Raw genomic sequence first — 15,663 nt, forward strand, 5'->3', positions numbered from 1 at the left:
CCCACATACCGGACCCCGGGCTCGACGGGTGCGGGTGGGTCAGCTGATGGTGTAGCCGGAGCCGAAGGCGGTGACGCTGAGCGGGCCGTCCAGGTTGTAGTTGCCGGTGGCGGCGATCCGGCGCAGGCACTCGACCCGGTCGACGGACTTGCTCCATTCGGCGGCGGTGGAGGAGTTGGCGGGGTTGGTGAGGTCGTCGACGCGGACGTCGAAGAAGGCGTTCAGCCAGGTGCTCTCGCCGGCGCCGGACGGCGAGCCGACCTTGGCGTTGGTGCGGCTGATGAGGGCGGGCAGGGCGTCGTACTCGCTGCCGTTGCCGTGCTGGATGGAGGCGTCGTACAGCTCGGCGCGGGCGAGGGCGGTGGTGAGGCCGAGCTGGTCGGCCTGGTTCATGGCGGGGGTGAAGTAGCGCTGGTCGACCTGGTCGTCCTGGACCTGCCGGAAGGTGGCGTCCTGGGCGGCCTGCTTCCAGGCGGCGACGTAGTCGCTCTCGGGCAGGCCGCTGGTGTCGCCGCTGCCGGCGGAGGCCAGGCGCTCCAGCTCGGGGATGAAGCGGGCGAGCGGGTTGTCGGGGGAGACGGCGGTGTAGGCGCGGACGACCTTGAGCGCGTCGCCGTCGTTGGTGGTGAAGCCGGCGCGGCCGGCGGTGACGCCGCGGCCGTCGTTGATGTTCTCGGCGTAGCCGTACTGGAGTTCGGTGGTGCTGTTCTCGAAGATGCTGATCAGCTGGTCGGCCCGGCGGTGCTGATCGGGGGTCAGGCCGCCTGCGGACGCCCGCTGCACGGCTGTGGCGGTCGCCCGGGCGGGGGCGGCGGACGCCGAGGCGGAGGTGGCGGCCCAGGCCGCACCGGCGACCAGGGCGGCTGCCGCGGTGGCGGCGGCGAGGCGTCGGGTTCGGGAAACTCGCATGGGTGTGCTCCGATCTCCGGGGCGGTGCCGCCGGAGGCAGTGGGGGGTGGCGCGCCGGTCGACCGGGCGCTGTGGGGGCAAGAGCGCGAGCTCGCGGCAGCAGAGTACGGTCTGCGGTCGGTGGCGGTCCATAAGGTAAGGAAAGTTTCCTAATAAAATTACTTCGGCCTCGGAGGCGGTGTTCGGCCGTCGCCGATCGGGCCACCCCGGTGATACCGTCCGAGCGTCTGGCGACCGGCTGCCCGGCCACCGCCGGGCCCGGCCCGCGAGCTCCCTGCACCGCCGACCCGGGTGCCCCGCGCGCACGCACACACCGCGTGCCCGCCGCGTGCGCACCGCCTGCGCCGTGCGCGCGCGTACTGGACACGTCCCCGCGCCCGGCCGCCCCACCGAAACCCCGACCAGCACGGAGCACCGACCCATGAGCCTCCCGAGCACCACCCCACCCACCGTCACCCCGATACGGCCGCCGCGCCTGGTGGCCACCGACCTCGACGGGACGATCGTGCGCGGCGACCGCACCGTCTCGGCCCGTACCGTCGCCGCCCTCGCCCGGGTCGAACGGGCCGGCGGGCTCGTCGTCCTGGTCACCGGCCGCCCGCCGCGCCTGATGGGCGAGATCGCGGCCGCCTTCGGCCACCGGGGCGTGGCGATCTGCTCCAACGGCGCCTTCGGCTACGACATGCGCACCCGTACGGTGATCGCCGAGAACCCGATCCCGGTCGACGTGCTCGGCGAGAGCGCCCGGCGGCTGCGCGAGGCCGTGCCGGGGATCGGGCTGGCCGTCGAGTACGCCCAGGAGCTGGCCGGGGACGCGCACTACGAGGCGGGCGCCTGGGACGCCGACACCGCGGTGCAACGCCTCGACGACACACGGTTGTTCGGCCGACCGGCGCCCAAGCTGATCGGCCGTCACCCGGAGCTGTCCGCAGACGAGCTGCTGGCGCTGGCCCGCCCGGTGCTCGGCGAGCTGGTGACGGTCTACCACGCGAACGGCGAGCGGCTGGTCGAGGCCGTCGCGCAGGGCGTCAGCAAGGCCGCCGCGCTCGGCGACCTGGCGAGGCGGCGCGGGATCACCCGCGAGCAGGCGGTCGCGTTCGGCGACATGCCCAACGACCTGCCGATGATGGCCTGGGCGGGCACCTCGTACGGCGTCGCCAACGCCCACCCGGAGGTGCTGGCCGCGGTGGACCACGTCATCGGCAGCAACGACGAGGACGGGGTGGCCGTCGTCCTGGAGGGCCTGTTCCCCGAGGGGTGAGTCGCGCGGAACGGGCGTTCCCGGGAACGCCCGTTCCGGGACCACCCGTTACCGGAAGGCCCGTTCCCGGAACGGACGCTCCCGGGAAGGGAGCAGCCGCGACGGCGGCTCCGGGCGGGTGCACTCCCGGAACCGCCGCTTTCCGCCCGCGCCGTCAGGGCGCGCTGGTGTGGGTCAGGGTCTCCCAGCCGATGAAGTAGTTGGCCCCGAACGGGCTGTGCGCGGCCACGTACTGCTCGGTCTGCGGCATCGCCACGCCCTCGCGCAGGTGGTACTCGTTGTACGCGAGCTGGACGGCCGGGCCGAGGCCGGTCTTCGCCGAACCGTCGCAGAGCCAGTCCGGCACGTTCGCGCCGTTGTCGTAGGCGGTGTGGAACTCCAGGGCCTTGACCAGCCGTTCACGCCCCTCGCCCCACAGGTCGAGGCCCTGGAGCCGGGCGGTCTCGGCGGTCTGGGCGGCGGCCTCCAGGCCCCAGCCGGTGTGCCCGAAGTCGCGGCAGGTCTCCTGCGAGAGCCCGTCCACGAAGGTCGACTGGCCGGACCAGTACTTCACCAGCGCGGCCTCGCCCTCGATCCCGGCCTTGGGCGGCGGCACCGGCAGATCGCCGTCGGAGGACAGGTAGACGTAGGCGGGCAGGCGCTTGCGCCACATGCCGGCGGCCTGGTCGAACAGGCCGCGGTCGTCGAGGAAGACCGCGATGCCCATCAGGGCGTCGGTCTCGATCAGCTCCCAGTTGCCGTTCTTGCGCGGGCTGCCGGGCGACAGCAGCGGCACGTAGACGGTGCGCAGCATGGTGGCGAAGCGGTCGATCGAGGCGGCCGGCCAGCCCGCCCCGGAGTGGCGGATCAACTCGGCGGCCCGGGACCAGTTGTTGCCCGACCAGCCGGTCTGCAGCGGGGCGTTGCTGTTGGTGTGCTCCTGGATCACGGCCGACCAGGCGTCCATGATCTCGATCGCCTTGTCGGCGTACCGCTGGTCGCGGGTGAGCACCCACTGGAGGGCGTGGGCGTAGGCGGCCATCGCGTCGTCGCGCTCGTCCGAACAGCCGTTGTCGGGGTGGGAGCTGGACCCGCACTCGACGGTGGCGCGCGGCCGGGGCCGCCAGTCCAGCGAGGCGTACTTGCTCGACCGGAGGTCGGCGAAGGCGGACGTCCAGGGTTCGGCCCCGGCCGCCAGCTTGTCCCTGAGGAAGCGGAGTTGCTGGTCGCCGACCAGCACGCCGGGGTGCTGGAACGCGGCCCGCGGGCTGTGCGGGGCGGGTGCGACGGGTGCGGTGGCCCCGGCCGGTGCGGAGGCGAGCGGGAGCAGGGCGGCGAGTGCCGCCGCGGCGATCAGTGTCCTGGTGCTGCTACGTCCCATGGGGAGGTGTTCCTCTCGCGGGGGAGGCGGTCGAGCGCTGATGTCATGTTAGGAAAGCTGCCTAACATGGAAAGTGAACCACCAACCCCCGTGCGCGCCAAGAGGACCGGCTCCGTTCACCGCCGCACCCGTAGGCGTGCGTTCCGCATTTATCGCCTGTTGATCGTCGGGGCGTAACGTCGGACCCATGAACGAGATGACGGCCGAGTGGCCGGGGGCGGCGCCCGAGGGGCGGATGACGGAGCAGGACACCGAGCGGTTCCGGGAGTTGCTGGCGCGGTTGGAGAACTCGCTGGCGGCGGATCGGACGGCTGACCGGGCGAGGCGCCGGGCGGCGGCCGGGTCCGATGCCTGACGGGCCGGAGCGGCGCCCGGTGGTGGTGCTGCCGCTCTGGCGGCGCGGTGAGGCGTACGGGCCGGCTGACCGGCCCGGGGTGCCGCGGGGGCGCTCCGGGCCGGTGGCGGTCGATCAGGTGGCGGTGTCGCAGATGCCGCCGCTGCCGCCGGCGGCGCGGTGGAATCCGGACGGCTGACGGTACGGCACGTCAGCAACTGCAGTCGCAGCAGTCACAACCATCACAACAGCCGCAGCCGTCGCAGCCATCGCAACCGTTGCAGCAATTGCAAGGGTCGCAGCAGTCGGCGCAGTCGCAGTCGTGCCGCTGGCACCAGCCCTCCCGGCGCTCCCGGCTGAACGGGTCGTCGTGCTCGCAGCAGAGCAACTGGCAGGTGCAGGCCATCAGCGCCCACACGGCGCACCCGGCCAGCAGGTTGCGCGGTCGCGGCGGCTTGGCGCCGATCGGGGTGAAGCCGGGGCCCTGGGGCACCCACGGCGGGAGCGGGGTCCGGCCGGGATCCTGCCCGGGCGGCGCCTGGCGCGGCGGCGCGTCGTGCGGGTGCTCCCCGGCGGCGGCGTGCGGGTGCCCGCCGGTCGCCGGGTGCGCGGACCCGTCGGCGGCGGGTCCGGCGTTCCGGGTCTGGCAGGCGGCTGCGTGGGCGGCCGGGCCGAAGACCCGCTCGACGGCCCGCTCGGTCTCGTGCGCGAGCAGCAGGTGCACCAGGGCCCGGTCGGTCAGTTCGACCTCGCGCAGCGCGAGCCGGATGCCGTGGACGGCGTCGCGGCACAGGCGTTCGGCTTCGGCGCGGCCGGTGCCGGTGGCGGTCAGCGGGTTCCAGGCGCCGCCGGCGGCGTCGGCGGCCTGGTCCTCGGCGGCGTCGAGGAGGTGGGCGAGCCGGCCGAAGAGCCGGCCGGCCTCGGCGAGCGGGGCGGCGTTGCCGGGGCGTCCGGCGAGGACGGCGGTGTGCGCGAACGCGGCCGAGGTGGCGGTCTCGGTGGGCTCGGTGACCAGCAGGACTGAGCCGCCGGGCGGCAGTGACCGCTCCAACTCGCCCTGCCGGGAGGCGGCTTCGAGGAGTACACCGGTGTCGAAGCCGACCGTCGAGGCGCTGCCGGCGCTCTGCCGGTCCCACCGCCGGGTGACCGCGCGGGCCCCGACGGCGACCGGGCGGCGGCCGAACACGCCGTCACGGTCCTCGACGTGGTCGCGGATCTTGACCGAGGCGAGGGCGAGCGAGACGGCGGCGGCGAGCCGGGCGCCCTCGCCCCGGGCGACGGAGGCGGTGCGCATGCCGCGCAGCGGGCAGGGCCCGGCGGTGCGCCGCCAGGAGGCGTCCTCGCGGGCGGCCTGGGCCTCGACCAGGACCGAGATGATCAGGCCGTCGTAGTTGGTGGCGGTGCGGGCGAGTTGGCCGTGGTCGTCGCGCAGCGCGAGGCAGAGCCCGCACAGGTGCGCCAGCCACGACGCCTGAAGCCGTTCGGACAGCCGGTGCTTGCACGGTCTGATGATGCCGAACACGTTTCCCCCTCGCCGGTGGGCCGCTGACCAGCCCTGATCCGCCGCACATCATATGATCACCGCCCCTCCCGGGCCGAGGGGGCGGAAGAGCCGAGGGGGCGGAGGATCCGGAGGAAGGGCGAGGGCGCGAGGAGCGCAGGGGCGCGCACCCGAACACGGCGCGCCGTCCCGGCCGAGTCCACGCCTCCCGCCCTTCTCCACGCCCCGGCCACAGCCGCCCGCGCCCCTGGGAGTGATCTCATATCCGGGATAGCATCGCGAATATGGGAATCGAGACGGCCGCCGACGAGCGGCTCGCCAACCGGCTCGCCGAGTTGAGGCTGGAACGGGGCTGGACGCTGGAGGAACTGGCCCGGCTGGCGGACGTCAGCCGTTCGACGCTGTCGCGCGTCGAACGGGCCGAGGTCAGCCCGACCGCCGCGCTGCTCGGACGGCTCTGCGCCGTCTACGGGCGGACCATGTCCCGGCTGCTCGCCGAGGTCGAGTCGGCGCCGGCCCGGCTGGTGCGGGCCGCGGACCAGCGGATCTGGCGGGACGAGACCACCGGCTTCGTCCGCCGCTCCGTCTCCCCGCCGCACGGCTCGCTGCGCGCCGAGATCGTCGAGGGCCGGCTGCCCGCCGGCGCCGACATCGCCTACGACCGCCCCTGCGTGGCGGACCTGGAACACCACCTGTGGGTGTTCGAGGGGGTGTTGGAGCTCACCGTCGACGGCGAGCGGCACCTGCTCGGCCCCGGCGACTGCCTGCGCTACGTCTCCGGGACCAGCCGCTTCCGCGCCCCCGGCCCGGACGACGCCCGGTACGCCCTGGTGGTGGTGGAACCGTGAGGCGCCCGAAGACCCGGATAGCCGCCGGGCCCCGCGAGCGCTTCGACGCCGCCGGGCGCCGCGTCCTGCTGGTCTGCGTCGCCGGCGGCTTCACCACGCTGCTCGACCAGTCCGTCCTCAACACCTCCATCCCGGCCCTGCGCGAGAGCCTGCACGCCCAGCCCGCCCACCTCCAGTGGATCGTGGCCGGCTACTCGCTCGCCTTCGGCCTGGCACTGATCCCCGGCGGGCGGCTGGGCGACGTCAGGGGCCGCAAGTGGTTCTTCGTCACCGGCCTCGCCCTGTTCACCCTGGTCAGCCTGGTCTCGGCGACCGCCACCGCGCCCGAGGTGCTGATCGCCGCCCGGCTGCTCCAGGGCGTGGGCGCCGGACTGGTCAACTCGCAGATGATCGGCACCCTCCAGGACGTGTTCGACGGCCAACTACGGGCCCGCGCCCTCGGCATGTACGCCGTCACGGGAGGGCTGGCCTTCGCGCTCGGCCCGCCGATCGGCGGCGCGGTCCTGGCGGCGGCCGGCCCCGAGCACGGCTGGCGGCTGACCTTCCTGCTCAACGTGCCGTTCGGCCTGGCCACCGTCGCGCTGGCGGTGCGTCACCTGCCCAGGCCGCGCCCGAGTGCCCGGCACGCCGACCTCGACCTGGTCGGCCTGCTGCTGGTCGCCGCGCTCACCCTCGCCCTGATGCTGCCGTTCGTCCAACCGCCGGGCTGGACCGGCTGGCTGGCCTTCGCCGCCGTCGCCGTCCTGCTGCTCGGCGCCCTCGCCTGGTGGCAGCGCCGCTACGCCCGCTCCGGCGGCCACCCGCTGATCCACCCGGCACTCACCCGCTCCGCGCCGTACGCGCTCGGCACCGCGACCGCGATGGCCCAGTTCGGCTCCTCGCTCGCCGCCGGACTGGTGCTCACCATGTTCCTCCAGGACGGCCTCGGGCTCTCCCCGATGGGCGCCGCGCTCGTCGCGCTGCCCTCGGCGGTGGCCATGGGCGTCGCCTCCGCGCTGGCCTGGCGGGTGGTGCAGCGCTTCGGGCGGCGCACCATCACCGCGGGCATGACCGGCTCCGCCCTGGTCATGCTGGCGAGCGGACTCGTCGCGCACTGGGCGCCCGCGGCCGTCCTGCCCTGGCTGCTGGCGCTGCTGCAACTGTTCGGCGGCGCCTCGATCGGCGTGATGGGCGCCACCAACCAGGCGTACGTGCTGCGCCACGCGCCCGCCGAGGCGGCCGGGGTGAGCGGGGCCATCCTGCAGATGGCCCAGCGGATCGCGGCGGCCGTCGCGGTCTCGGCGCTGTCCGGCGTCTACCTGCGGCAGACCGCCGGGGGCGGCGACCACCGCTCCGCCTACCTGGCCACCAGCGTGGTGTGCGCGGCGGTCGCCGCCCTCGCCGTCCTGGCCTCGGTGTTCGCCGGCCGGCGGGCGGCCCGGGAGGCGACCGGCGAGCCCGTCGCGGTGAGCCGTGGGCGAACAGCGGTCCGTTAGCGCAGGCCCGCACGTACGGTGGCGGGCATGACCGAGAACCGGATCGTGGACCTGCCCGAGGTGGCGCTCGCCTACCGCGAGAGCGGCCCGCCGGACGGCCCGGCGCTGGTGCTGCTGCACGCCCTCGGGGAGCGCGCCACGGACTGGGACGTCGTCCTGCCGGAGCTCGCCCCCAGGCACCGCGTGTACGCGCTCGACCTGCGCGGCCACGGCGACAGCGGCCGCACCGCCCGGTACGGCCTGGAGGAGATGCGCGACGACGTGCTCGCCTTCCTCGACGCGCTCGGCCTGGCGCGGGTCGACCTGGTCGGCCACTCGATGGGCGGCGTGGTCGGCTACCTGGTCGCCCAGGCCCGGCCGGAGCGGATCGGCCGTCTGGTCCTGGAGGACATCCCGGCACCGCACCCGCGCCCGGCCGGCGCGGTGCCGGACGCGCCGGAGGAGCCGGTGCACTTCGACTGGGCCGTGGTGAAGGCCGTCAAGGCGCAGGTCGACACCCCCGACCCGGCCTGGCTGGCGGGGATGGCCGGGATCACCGCCCGCACCCTGGTGGTCGCGGGCGGCTCGGCGAGCCACGTCCCGCAGGAGCGGCTCGCCGAGCTCGCCCGGCTGATCCCGGACTGCCGGATGGTCACCATCGAGGCCGGGCACCTCGTGCACAGTGCCCGGCCCGCCGAGTTCGTCGCCGCGGTGGCGCCGTTCCTGTCCGCCTGACGCGGACGTCCTGACGCGGACGTCCTGACGCGGACGTCCTGACCCGGGCGTCCTGACGCGGACGTCCTGACGCGGACGTCCTGACCCGGGCGTCCTGACGCGCGGGCTCCGTTCGGGCCCGGTGCCCCCGGTCAGACGCCGAACTCGGCCGGCAGACGGCCGGCCCGCACCGCCGCGACCAGGTCGGCGTGGTCGGCCTCGGTACGGTCCGCGTACGCGACGGCGAAGGCGGCGACCGCCTCGTCCAGCGCCTCGCTCCTGCCGCAGTAGCCGGCCAGCAGGCCGGGGTCGGCGGTGTGCGCGTGCGCCCGGGCCAGCAGGGCGCCGGTGATCCGGGCGTAGTCGTCCAGTTGGCCCGGCAGCAGCGCGGCCGGGTCGACGCTGCCCTTGCGGTTGCGGAACTGCCGGACCTGGTAGGGGAGTCCGTCCACCGTCGTCCAGCCCAGCAGGGTGTCGCTGACCACCTGCATGTGCTTCTGCCCGAGCACCACCCGGCGGCCCTCGTGGCCGTCCTGACCGGCCACCGGGTGGCCCGCGCGCTCCAGGTACGGCAGCAGCACGGACGGGCGGGCCTCCTTCACCTGGAGCACCAGCGGCTGGTCCCGGTGGTCGGTGAGCAGCACCACGTACGAGCGGGTGCCGACGCTGCCGGTGCCCACCACCCGGAACGCCACGTCCTGCACCCGGTAGCGGGACAGCAGGGTGCGCACCTCGGCGGGCACCGTCGCCACGTACGGGCCGAGCGACTGCGCGACGGCCCGCGCGGTCGCGTCGGTCACCTCGGTGAGCACCGGCGGAGCGGCCGTGAACCGCCGTCCGCCGTCCGCCGTACGGGCGGTGCTGCGGGCGGCGAACCTGGCGCTGGTGTTGCCCAGCGCCTTCGCGCCGACCTTGCGCAGTACCTCGGCCAGGTCGTGCGCCTCGGTGAAGGAGACCAACTGCTCGTCCGCGACGGCGTTCCAGGCGTCCAGCGCGGGCAGCTTGGCGAGCGTGCGCATCGTCCGGCGGTAGGAGCCGGCCGCGTGCTGGGCGGCCTCCCGGGCGGTGGTCTCGTCGGCCCCGGTCTCGCGGCCGGCCAGCACCAGGCTCGCGGCCAGCCGCTTGAGGTCCCACTCCCACGGGCCGGGCACGGTCTCGTCGAAGTCGTTGATGTCCATCACCAGTTGCCCGCGGGCGTCCCCGTACAGCCCGAAGTTGGCGGCGTGCGCGTCCCCGCACAGCTGGGCGCCGACCCCGGTGTCCGGGGTGCCCGCCAGGTCGGCGGCCATCAGTCCGGCCGAACCGCGCAGGAACGCGAACGGCGTGGCGGCCATCCGCCCCACCCGGATCGGCACCAACGCGGCGATCCGGCCCGCGTTGGACGCCTCGATCGCCTCGACGGCCGTCGGCCGCCCGGGCCCGGGCGAGAACTCCGCGTGCCGTTCCCGGGGGATGCGCCCGCGCAGCGCCTTCCCCCGTTCCCGCGCCCGCCCGCCCCGCCCCGACGCGAACCCGGCCACCGCGAACGCCCGCCGCCCCTGCGGCGCAGCTCCGTCCACACCGGCCACGGCCCCGTCCGCCACCTCCGCCACCTCGGTCACCTGCGTCACCGTTCCCCACCCGTCCCTTCCGGCTCCCACTCGCCCGCGACCTGCGCGAACGGCTTGCAGGGGAAGTGACGTCCGACATCTGACGACGGTTCCTGAGCCCGCCGGACGCGAGACGGCCGGCGAGCAGTCGGCGGAGGACTTCGGAGGTCTTCGGAGGTCTGCGGAGGCGGGAAGGGCGGCCGCCCGTATCCTCGGGGCACGGCCCGCCGTGGAGGCCGGGCGTGGAGCTGGTCGGGACCGGGGGGGACAGCGGTGAGCGACGGGGGGAGAGCCCGGCGGGGCAGGCCCACGGTGAACGACGTGGCGGCGCTGGCGGGCGTGTCGATGGCGACGGTGTCGCGCGTGCTGGCGGGCGACTACCCGGTGGCCGGGGCCACCCGGGAGCGGGTGCTGCGCGCGGTGCGCGACCTCGACTACGTCGTCAACGCGCAGGCGCGGGCGCTGGCCGGCCGGCGGTCCCGGACGGTGGCGATCCTGCTGGGCAACCTCGCGGCGCCCTTCCACAACCGGGTCGCCCACGGCGTGGAGCGGCAGGCGGTGGACGAGGGCTGCCTCTGCCTGGTGGCGGCGACCGACGACGACCCCGACCGCGAACTGACGCTGGTCGAGGAGATGCGGGCGCGCGACGTGGAGGCCGTCGTGCTGGTGGGCGGGGTGGAGGACAGCCCGGGGTACCGCTCCCGGATCGCCCGGCTGGCGCGCATCCTGGACGCGGCCGGCTCCCGGCTGGTGCTCTGCGGCCGGCCGGCCCCGGGGGAGGAGCTGCCGCTGACGGCCGTGCACTACGACAACGCGGGCGGCGCGCGGGCGGCCGTCGACCACCTGCTGGCGCTGGGCCACCGGCGGATCCTCTTCCTCGGCGGACCGGCCGCGACCACCACCACCCGGGAGCGCCTCGCCGGGTACGAGGCCGCGCTGGCGGCCCACGGTCTGCGCCGCCCGGCCGAACTGACGGTGGAGGGGTGTCACACCCGGGACGGGGCGCGGGCCTGGCTGCGCCGCCGCCTGGCCCAGGGGCCGCCGGACTTCTCGGCGGTCTTCGCGCACGACGACGACGTGGCGGCCGTCGTGCTGACGGTCCTGCGGGAGCACGGGATCGCCGTGCCCGGACAGGTCTCGGTGGTCGGCTTCAACGACCTGCCCGGGGCCGAGGACCTCAGGCCCGGCCTGACCACCGTGCGCATCCCGCACCTCGACCTCGGCCGCACGGCGCTGCGCCTCGCGCTGCACCGCCCCGGCCCCGAGCGGCAGCGGGCCGTCCTCGCCACCGAGCTGGTGCCCCGCGGGTCGACGGGGCCGGTCGGGTAGCCGGCCCTCCGGTCACGGGCCCGTGCCGGAAGCGTTGTCCTCGCGATAGAAAGCGCTTACTCTCCGGTCAGACAAGGGAGTTCGCGAGGAAGGACGGCCCGATGGACAGCTCGTGGACGGAGACCGGTGGCCCGGCGGCGATACCGGTCCTGAGCAGGCGCGGACTGCTCAGGACCAGCGCCGCCGCCACCGCCGCGGCGGCCGCGTGGTGGCTCGGCGGGCCCACCGAGGCCCGGGCCGCCGACGGCTACGACGCGATGCGCGCGGCCTGGTCCGAGCAGCTGACCGGCACCGGGTACGACCCGGCCGCGCCGCCGTTCGCCCGCGCGCTCACCGCGCTGGGCGACCAGGCGCGGGGTCATCAGGCCGCGTTGAGCCCGCAGGCCGGGTCGCTCTGGCCCGACCTGCCGGTCGGCTCGGCCTCCGCCGCCGTCACGTCGACGGTCGGGCGGCTTCGGCTCATGGCCCTGGCCCTCACCCGGCCGGCCACCGGCTCGACGGGCGATCCCGGCCTCGGCGCCGCCGTCGCGACCGGCCTGGACTGGGTGCTCCAGCGCGCCTACACCGCCACCACCACGTCGTACGGGAACTGGTGGGACTGGCAGATCGGAGCCCCCCAGGCGCTGCTGGACGTGTGCGTGCTGATCGGCGACCTCCTGACGGCCGAACGGGCGGCCGCGTGCGGTGCGGCCGTGGACCACTTCGTCCCGTCCACGGTGGTCGACAAGTACACCGGGACCAGCACCGGGGCCAACCGGGTGGACCTGTGCCGGGTGCTCGCGCTGCGCGGTGTCATCGGCCGCTCGGCGGCCCCGGTCGCCGCCGCGCAGCGGGGGCTGTCACCGGTGTTCCGCTACGTGACCACCGGCGACGGGATCTACGCCGACGGCAGCTTCGTCCAGCACACCTGGGTGCCGTACACCGGCAGCTACGGCGAGGTGCTGCTCGGCAGCCTGGGCCGGCTGCTGCGCCTGCTCGCCGGAACGCCCTGGGCCGTCACCGATCCCGCGCTGCGGAACGTCTTCACCGCCGTGGACCGGGGGTTCCTGCCGTTCCTCTTCAACGGCCTGGTGATGGACGGGGTTTCGGGCCGCGCCGTCAGCCGGGGCGTGCAGGCCGGCGACGCGCGGCGGGCCCGCCTGGACGACCACGTGCGCGGTCACGCCCTGCTCGGGGACGTCCTGCGGCTGGCCGACTCCGGGTCGGTGCCGGCCGCCCAGGCGGCGGCCTGGCGCGCCGCCGTGAAGGGCTCCCTCCAGCGCGACCAGGTGCTCCCCTACCTGTCCAACGTCCTCGCCGACATCCCCGAACTCGCCCGCGCACAGGCCCTCCTGGCGGACTCCGGCACCCGGGCGGCGGACGAGGGCACGGGCAGCCGGGTGTTCACCATGGACCGGGCCGTCCACCGCCGGCCCGGCTGGAGTGCGCAGCTCAGCCTGTCCTCGTCCCGGACCGCCTTCTACGAGTGCGGTAACGGCGAGAACCTGCGGGCCTGGCACAGCGGCAGCGGAATGCTCTACTGGTACGGCGGCGAGCAGGGCGACGAGCAGTACAGCGACTCCTTCTGGCCCACCGCCGACCCCTACCGGCTGCCCGGCACCACCGTGTCGACGCGCCCGCTGGCCGACGGGGCCGGCGGCGACTGGGGCCAGGCCCGCCCGGCGACCGCCTGGGCGGGCGGGGCGAGCGACGGCGACTGGTCGGTGGTCGGCCAGGACGTCCGGGGCCTCGGCTCCGCCCTGGTCGGGCGCAAGTCCTGGTTCTGCCTGGACGATTCGATCGTCTGCCTCGGCGCGGGCATCGGCTGCACCGACGGCGTCGCCGTCCGCACGACCGTCGACCACCGCAACCTCGGGGCCCGCGAGGACCGGGAGTTCGTGCTGGACGGCGTCCGCCAGCCCGCCGACCCCGGCTGGAGCCGGAGGGCCGACGGCGTCCGCTGGGCGGCGCTGGCCGGGTCGGGCGCCTGGGTGTTCCCCGACGGCGCCACCCTCGACCTCGCCCGCGAACGGCGGACCGGGGCGTGGGCCGACATCAACCGGGGCGGGGCGCCCGACCCGATCACCCGGACCTACCTGTCGATCGGCCTCGACCACGGCACCGACCCCGTCGACGGGACGTACCACTACGTGCTGATGCCCGGGGCCGGCCCGGACCAGGCGGCGGCCCGCGCGGCGGCCCCGACGGCCACCGTGCTCGCCAACACGGCCGCCGCCCAGGCGATCAGCGTGCCCGGTCTCGGACTCACCCTCGCCAACTTCTTCGCCCCCGGCACGGTCGGCCCGCTGACCGTCTCCGCCCCCTGTTCCGTCCTGCTTCGCGAGAACGGCGGCGACCTCTCCGTCGCCGTCGCCGACCCCACCCGGAAGGCGGCCACCGTCCAGCTGACGCTGGCGCGGGACGGCTACCGGCTCGCGAGCGGCGGCACCGGCATCACGGTGCTCTCGGACGCCGGGCCGCTGGCGCTGCGCTGCGCGGTGGCGGGCACCGGGGGAGCGAGCCTGTCGGCGGTGTTCCGGCGGGGCGCCGCCTGACGGGGCCGCCCGCCGAGGTCAGCGCACCGGGGCGGGCCTCACTGGCCGACCCGCCCGTCGAGGCACTCGCGCAACAGGTCGGCGTGCCCGCAGTGACGGGCGTACTCGTCGATCCTGTGCACCAGCAGCTCTCGCACCGCGATGCCGTTCTTCCCCAGCCGCACGCCCAGATCGGGGTGTGCGGCCAGGGCGGCGTCGGTGGCGGCCTGTTCGCGGGCGAGGTCGGCGAAGGCCGCGTCGACCTCGGCCTGCTCGGCGACGGCTCCGTCGAAGTCCGCGTCCCGCCGGCCGTAGAGCTTCGGCAGCGGATCACCGTCGCTGATCCAGCCGCGCCAGTCCCGTTCCACTTCGGCGAGGTGCCGGACGAGGCCGAGCAGTGACATCGTCGACGGTGGGACGGAGCGGCGGGCCAGCTGCTCCGGGTCCAGGCCCTCGCACTTCATCCGCAGGGTGTGGCGGTAGTTCGTCAGGAAGTCGTTCAGAGTCGGGAGTTCGCCGTCCGGGCTGACTCCCTCGCTGTTGCGGGGGTCGTCGTCCGGGTCGGCCCACATGTCGGGGTAGACGGTCGCCTGGGTCCATCGTTCGGGTTGGTCGCTCATGCGGGCCATGTTCGTTCGTGCGGGCCCGAGCCGCCAGTGAGTTTCGCCGCGATGGTGGCGGCTCCTCAGAGCGTCGGCGTGTGCGTGGGTGTCGGCGTGGGTGTCGGTGTGGGCGTGGGCGTGGGAGCGGCGGCCGGAGGCGGGGGGCCGGGGAGGGCGCTCGCGCGGGCGGCGAGGTCGGTGACGACGCCGGTGCAGCTGTCGCCCTCCTTCTGGTGGCCGCACACCTGCAAGGTGGTGTCGCCGGGGCTCGCGTCGACCATCACGGAGTAGTTGTCGTAGCCCCAGTGGATCAGGGCGGTCTCCTGCGAGCCGTGGTTGGTGGTGATGGTGGCGCTGTCCCCGGGGGAGCCGTCGGTGATCCCCGACCAGGCGGCCCGGCACCGCGGGCTGTAGTGGACGTAGAGGACGACCTTGCCCACGTTGCCGGTCAGCAGGGTGCGCTGGTCGACGTCGCACCGCATGTCCTGGGGGTCCTTGCCGGCGCAGCCGACGCCCTCGCAGAGCGGCGCCGACCCGGCCGTCGCCGTCGTCGCCGCCGTCTTCGGCGGGAGCGTCGCCGCCGATGCCGTGCCGTTGCCGCCGTGCGGGCCGCGCAGGTACAGGGCCGCGAACAGGATGAGCACGGCGGCGACGGCGGCTCCCACGCCGGCCGCCGGCCGCCGCCACGGGGCGGGCCGCGGTGAGGCGGGGGCGGCGTCGGGCGCTTCGGCCGCCGGCTCGGGCACCTCGGCGGGCGGTGCGGGTACGGGCGCGGGTACGGGCTGGGGCTCGGGGGCCTCGGCCGGCGCTGCGGGCGCGGGCGCGGGGGCTTCGGCCGGCGCGGGCGCGGCCTCGGGGGACAACGCCTCGTCCGCGTCGCGCGCGGCCTCGGCCTTCCGCAGCAGGGAGGTGAGCAGATCGGCGTCGCACTCGACCGTGGCGATCAGGCCGGCCAGGGCCTGCGGGGTGATCAGGCGCTTCCCGTTCAGCCAGCGCTCCCAGGAGGCCTTGCTGAGGTAGGTCCTCTTCCCGAGTTCGGCCAGTGAGACCTGGTGCGCGTCCTTGACCGCGCGCAGCTCCTCGGCCAGACGCCGAGCGGGTTCCGAAAGATCGTCAGGGAGCGGCTTCCAGGACTGGCTCATCGCGGGTACCTCGGGCGGGTCGGTGGAGGATGCAAACTGATCCACTTTCGGATGATCAGTCTAATCGGTCGACCTCTCTCGGCCACCGCCCGCTTCCCCGGGCGCCG

The 15,663-nt window shown here is 75.2% G+C and carries 13 protein-coding genes; 7 read left to right on the plus strand and 6 right to left on the minus strand.

Features of this window, described 5'->3' with window-relative positions:
- Window positions 1–39: 39 nt before the first annotated feature.
- Entirely contained in the window at window positions 40–909 is an 870-nt protein-coding gene (locus ACIO9K_RS28390; RefSeq protein ID WP_400334252.1) for a chitosanase, read from the minus strand.
- Between the two features lie 421 nt (window positions 910–1,330).
- Here ACIO9K_RS28390 and ACIO9K_RS28395 point away from each other — a divergent pair, with 421 nt between their 5' ends.
- Complete coding sequence (locus ACIO9K_RS28395) at window positions 1,331–2,170, plus strand: HAD family hydrolase (protein WP_400334255.1); 840 nt, start codon at window positions 1,331–1,333, stop codon at window positions 2,168–2,170.
- A gap of 154 nt (window positions 2,171–2,324) precedes the next feature.
- Here ACIO9K_RS28395 and ACIO9K_RS28400 read toward each other — a convergent pair whose 3' ends face one another.
- On the minus strand, window positions 2,325–3,530 hold the full coding sequence (locus ACIO9K_RS28400; RefSeq protein WP_400334258.1) for an alginate lyase family protein: 1,206 nt from the start codon (window positions 3,528–3,530) through the stop codon (window positions 2,325–2,327).
- 187 nt (window positions 3,531–3,717) lie between these two features.
- Between ACIO9K_RS28400 and ACIO9K_RS28405 the strand changes: the two genes are divergently transcribed.
- Window positions 3,718–3,885, plus strand: coding sequence for a hypothetical protein (locus ACIO9K_RS28405; protein ID WP_350879489.1), 168 nt, complete (start codon window positions 3,718–3,720; stop codon window positions 3,883–3,885).
- 190 nt (window positions 3,886–4,075) lie between these two features.
- Here ACIO9K_RS28405 and ACIO9K_RS28410 read toward each other — a convergent pair whose 3' ends face one another.
- Window positions 4,076–5,386, minus strand: coding sequence for a DUF5685 family protein (locus tag ACIO9K_RS28410; RefSeq protein WP_400334261.1), 1,311 nt, complete (start codon window positions 5,384–5,386; stop codon window positions 4,076–4,078).
- A 263-nt stretch (window positions 5,387–5,649) separates the two neighbouring features.
- Between ACIO9K_RS28410 and ACIO9K_RS28415 the strand changes: the two genes are divergently transcribed.
- The 3 genes from ACIO9K_RS28415 to ACIO9K_RS28425 are packed head-to-tail and all read left to right on the plus strand — an operon-like array spanning window position 5,650 to window position 8,402.
- Complete coding sequence (locus tag ACIO9K_RS28415) at window positions 5,650–6,213, plus strand: helix-turn-helix domain-containing protein (RefSeq protein WP_063350572.1); 564 nt, start codon at window positions 5,650–5,652, stop codon at window positions 6,211–6,213.
- Window positions 6,210–7,688 (plus strand): MFS transporter, encoded by a 1,479-nt coding sequence (locus tag ACIO9K_RS28420; protein WP_400334264.1) that lies wholly within the window; start codon window positions 6,210–6,212, stop codon window positions 7,686–7,688. Before ACIO9K_RS28415 ends, ACIO9K_RS28420 begins: the two co-directional genes overlap by 4 nt.
- Before the next feature lie 27 nt (window positions 7,689–7,715).
- Entirely contained in the window at window positions 7,716–8,402 is a 687-nt protein-coding gene (locus ACIO9K_RS28425; protein ID WP_363617389.1) for an alpha/beta fold hydrolase, read from the plus strand.
- Between the two features lie 131 nt (window positions 8,403–8,533).
- Here the strand turns inward: ACIO9K_RS28425 and ACIO9K_RS28430 are convergent, their stop codons facing one another.
- Window positions 8,534–9,991, minus strand: coding sequence for a DUF2252 domain-containing protein (locus ACIO9K_RS28430; protein WP_400334267.1), 1,458 nt, complete (start codon window positions 9,989–9,991; stop codon window positions 8,534–8,536).
- A 291-nt stretch (window positions 9,992–10,282) separates the two neighbouring features.
- On the opposite strand from ACIO9K_RS28430, the gene ACIO9K_RS28435 reads away from it, so the two are divergent.
- Window positions 10,283–11,299 (plus strand): LacI family DNA-binding transcriptional regulator, encoded by a 1,017-nt coding sequence (locus tag ACIO9K_RS28435; RefSeq protein WP_363617387.1) that lies wholly within the window; start codon window positions 10,283–10,285, stop codon window positions 11,297–11,299.
- Window positions 11,300–11,400: 101 nt separating this feature from the next.
- On the plus strand, window positions 11,401–13,833 hold the full coding sequence (locus ACIO9K_RS28440) for a polysaccharide lyase 8 family protein (RefSeq protein WP_400334270.1): 2,433 nt from the start codon (window positions 11,401–11,403) through the stop codon (window positions 13,831–13,833).
- A 38-nt stretch (window positions 13,834–13,871) separates the two neighbouring features.
- Here the strand turns inward: ACIO9K_RS28440 and ACIO9K_RS28445 are convergent, their stop codons facing one another.
- Window positions 13,872–14,441, minus strand: coding sequence for a DinB family protein (locus ACIO9K_RS28445; protein ID WP_363586480.1), 570 nt, complete (start codon window positions 14,439–14,441; stop codon window positions 13,872–13,874).
- Window positions 14,442–14,497: 56 nt separating this feature from the next.
- The gene (locus ACIO9K_RS28450; protein WP_400334274.1) at window positions 14,498–15,601 is read right to left on the minus strand and encodes a DUF2690 domain-containing protein; all 1,104 of its coding nucleotides are present in this window, start codon (window positions 15,599–15,601) and stop codon (window positions 14,498–14,500) included.
- Window positions 15,602–15,663 lie beyond the last annotated feature (62 nt).

This window comes from Kitasatospora sp. NPDC087271 (assembly GCF_044744605.1).
GTDB lineage: Bacteria > Actinomycetota > Actinomycetes > Streptomycetales > Streptomycetaceae > Kitasatospora.

What these genes read in the sequence shown, in the direction of transcription:
- ACIO9K_RS28415 (WP_063350572.1), top strand. Translation starts at nt 5,650, where the DNA reads ATGGGAATCGAGACGGCCGCCGACGAGCGGCTCGCCAACCGGCTCGCC.
- ACIO9K_RS28425 (WP_363617389.1), top strand. Translation starts at nt 7,716, where the DNA reads ATGACCGAGAACCGGATCGTGGACCTGCCCGAGGTGGCGCTCGCCTAC.
- ACIO9K_RS28395 (WP_400334255.1), top strand. Translation starts at nt 1,331, where the DNA reads ATGAGCCTCCCGAGCACCACCCCACCCACCGTCACCCCGATACGGCCG.
- ACIO9K_RS28445 (WP_363586480.1), bottom strand. Translation starts at nt 14,441, where the DNA reads ATGGCCCGCATGAGCGACCAACCCGAACGATGGACCCAGGCGACCGTC.
- ACIO9K_RS28400 (WP_400334258.1), bottom strand. Translation starts at nt 3,530, where the DNA reads ATGGGACGTAGCAGCACCAGGACACTGATCGCCGCGGCGGCACTCGCC.
- ACIO9K_RS28440 (WP_400334270.1), top strand. Translation starts at nt 11,401, where the DNA reads ATGGACAGCTCGTGGACGGAGACCGGTGGCCCGGCGGCGATACCGGTC.
- ACIO9K_RS28405 (WP_350879489.1), top strand. Translation starts at nt 3,718, where the DNA reads ATGAACGAGATGACGGCCGAGTGGCCGGGGGCGGCGCCCGAGGGGCGG.
- ACIO9K_RS28390 (WP_400334252.1), bottom strand. Translation starts at nt 909, where the DNA reads ATGCGAGTTTCCCGAACCCGACGCCTCGCCGCCGCCACCGCGGCAGCC.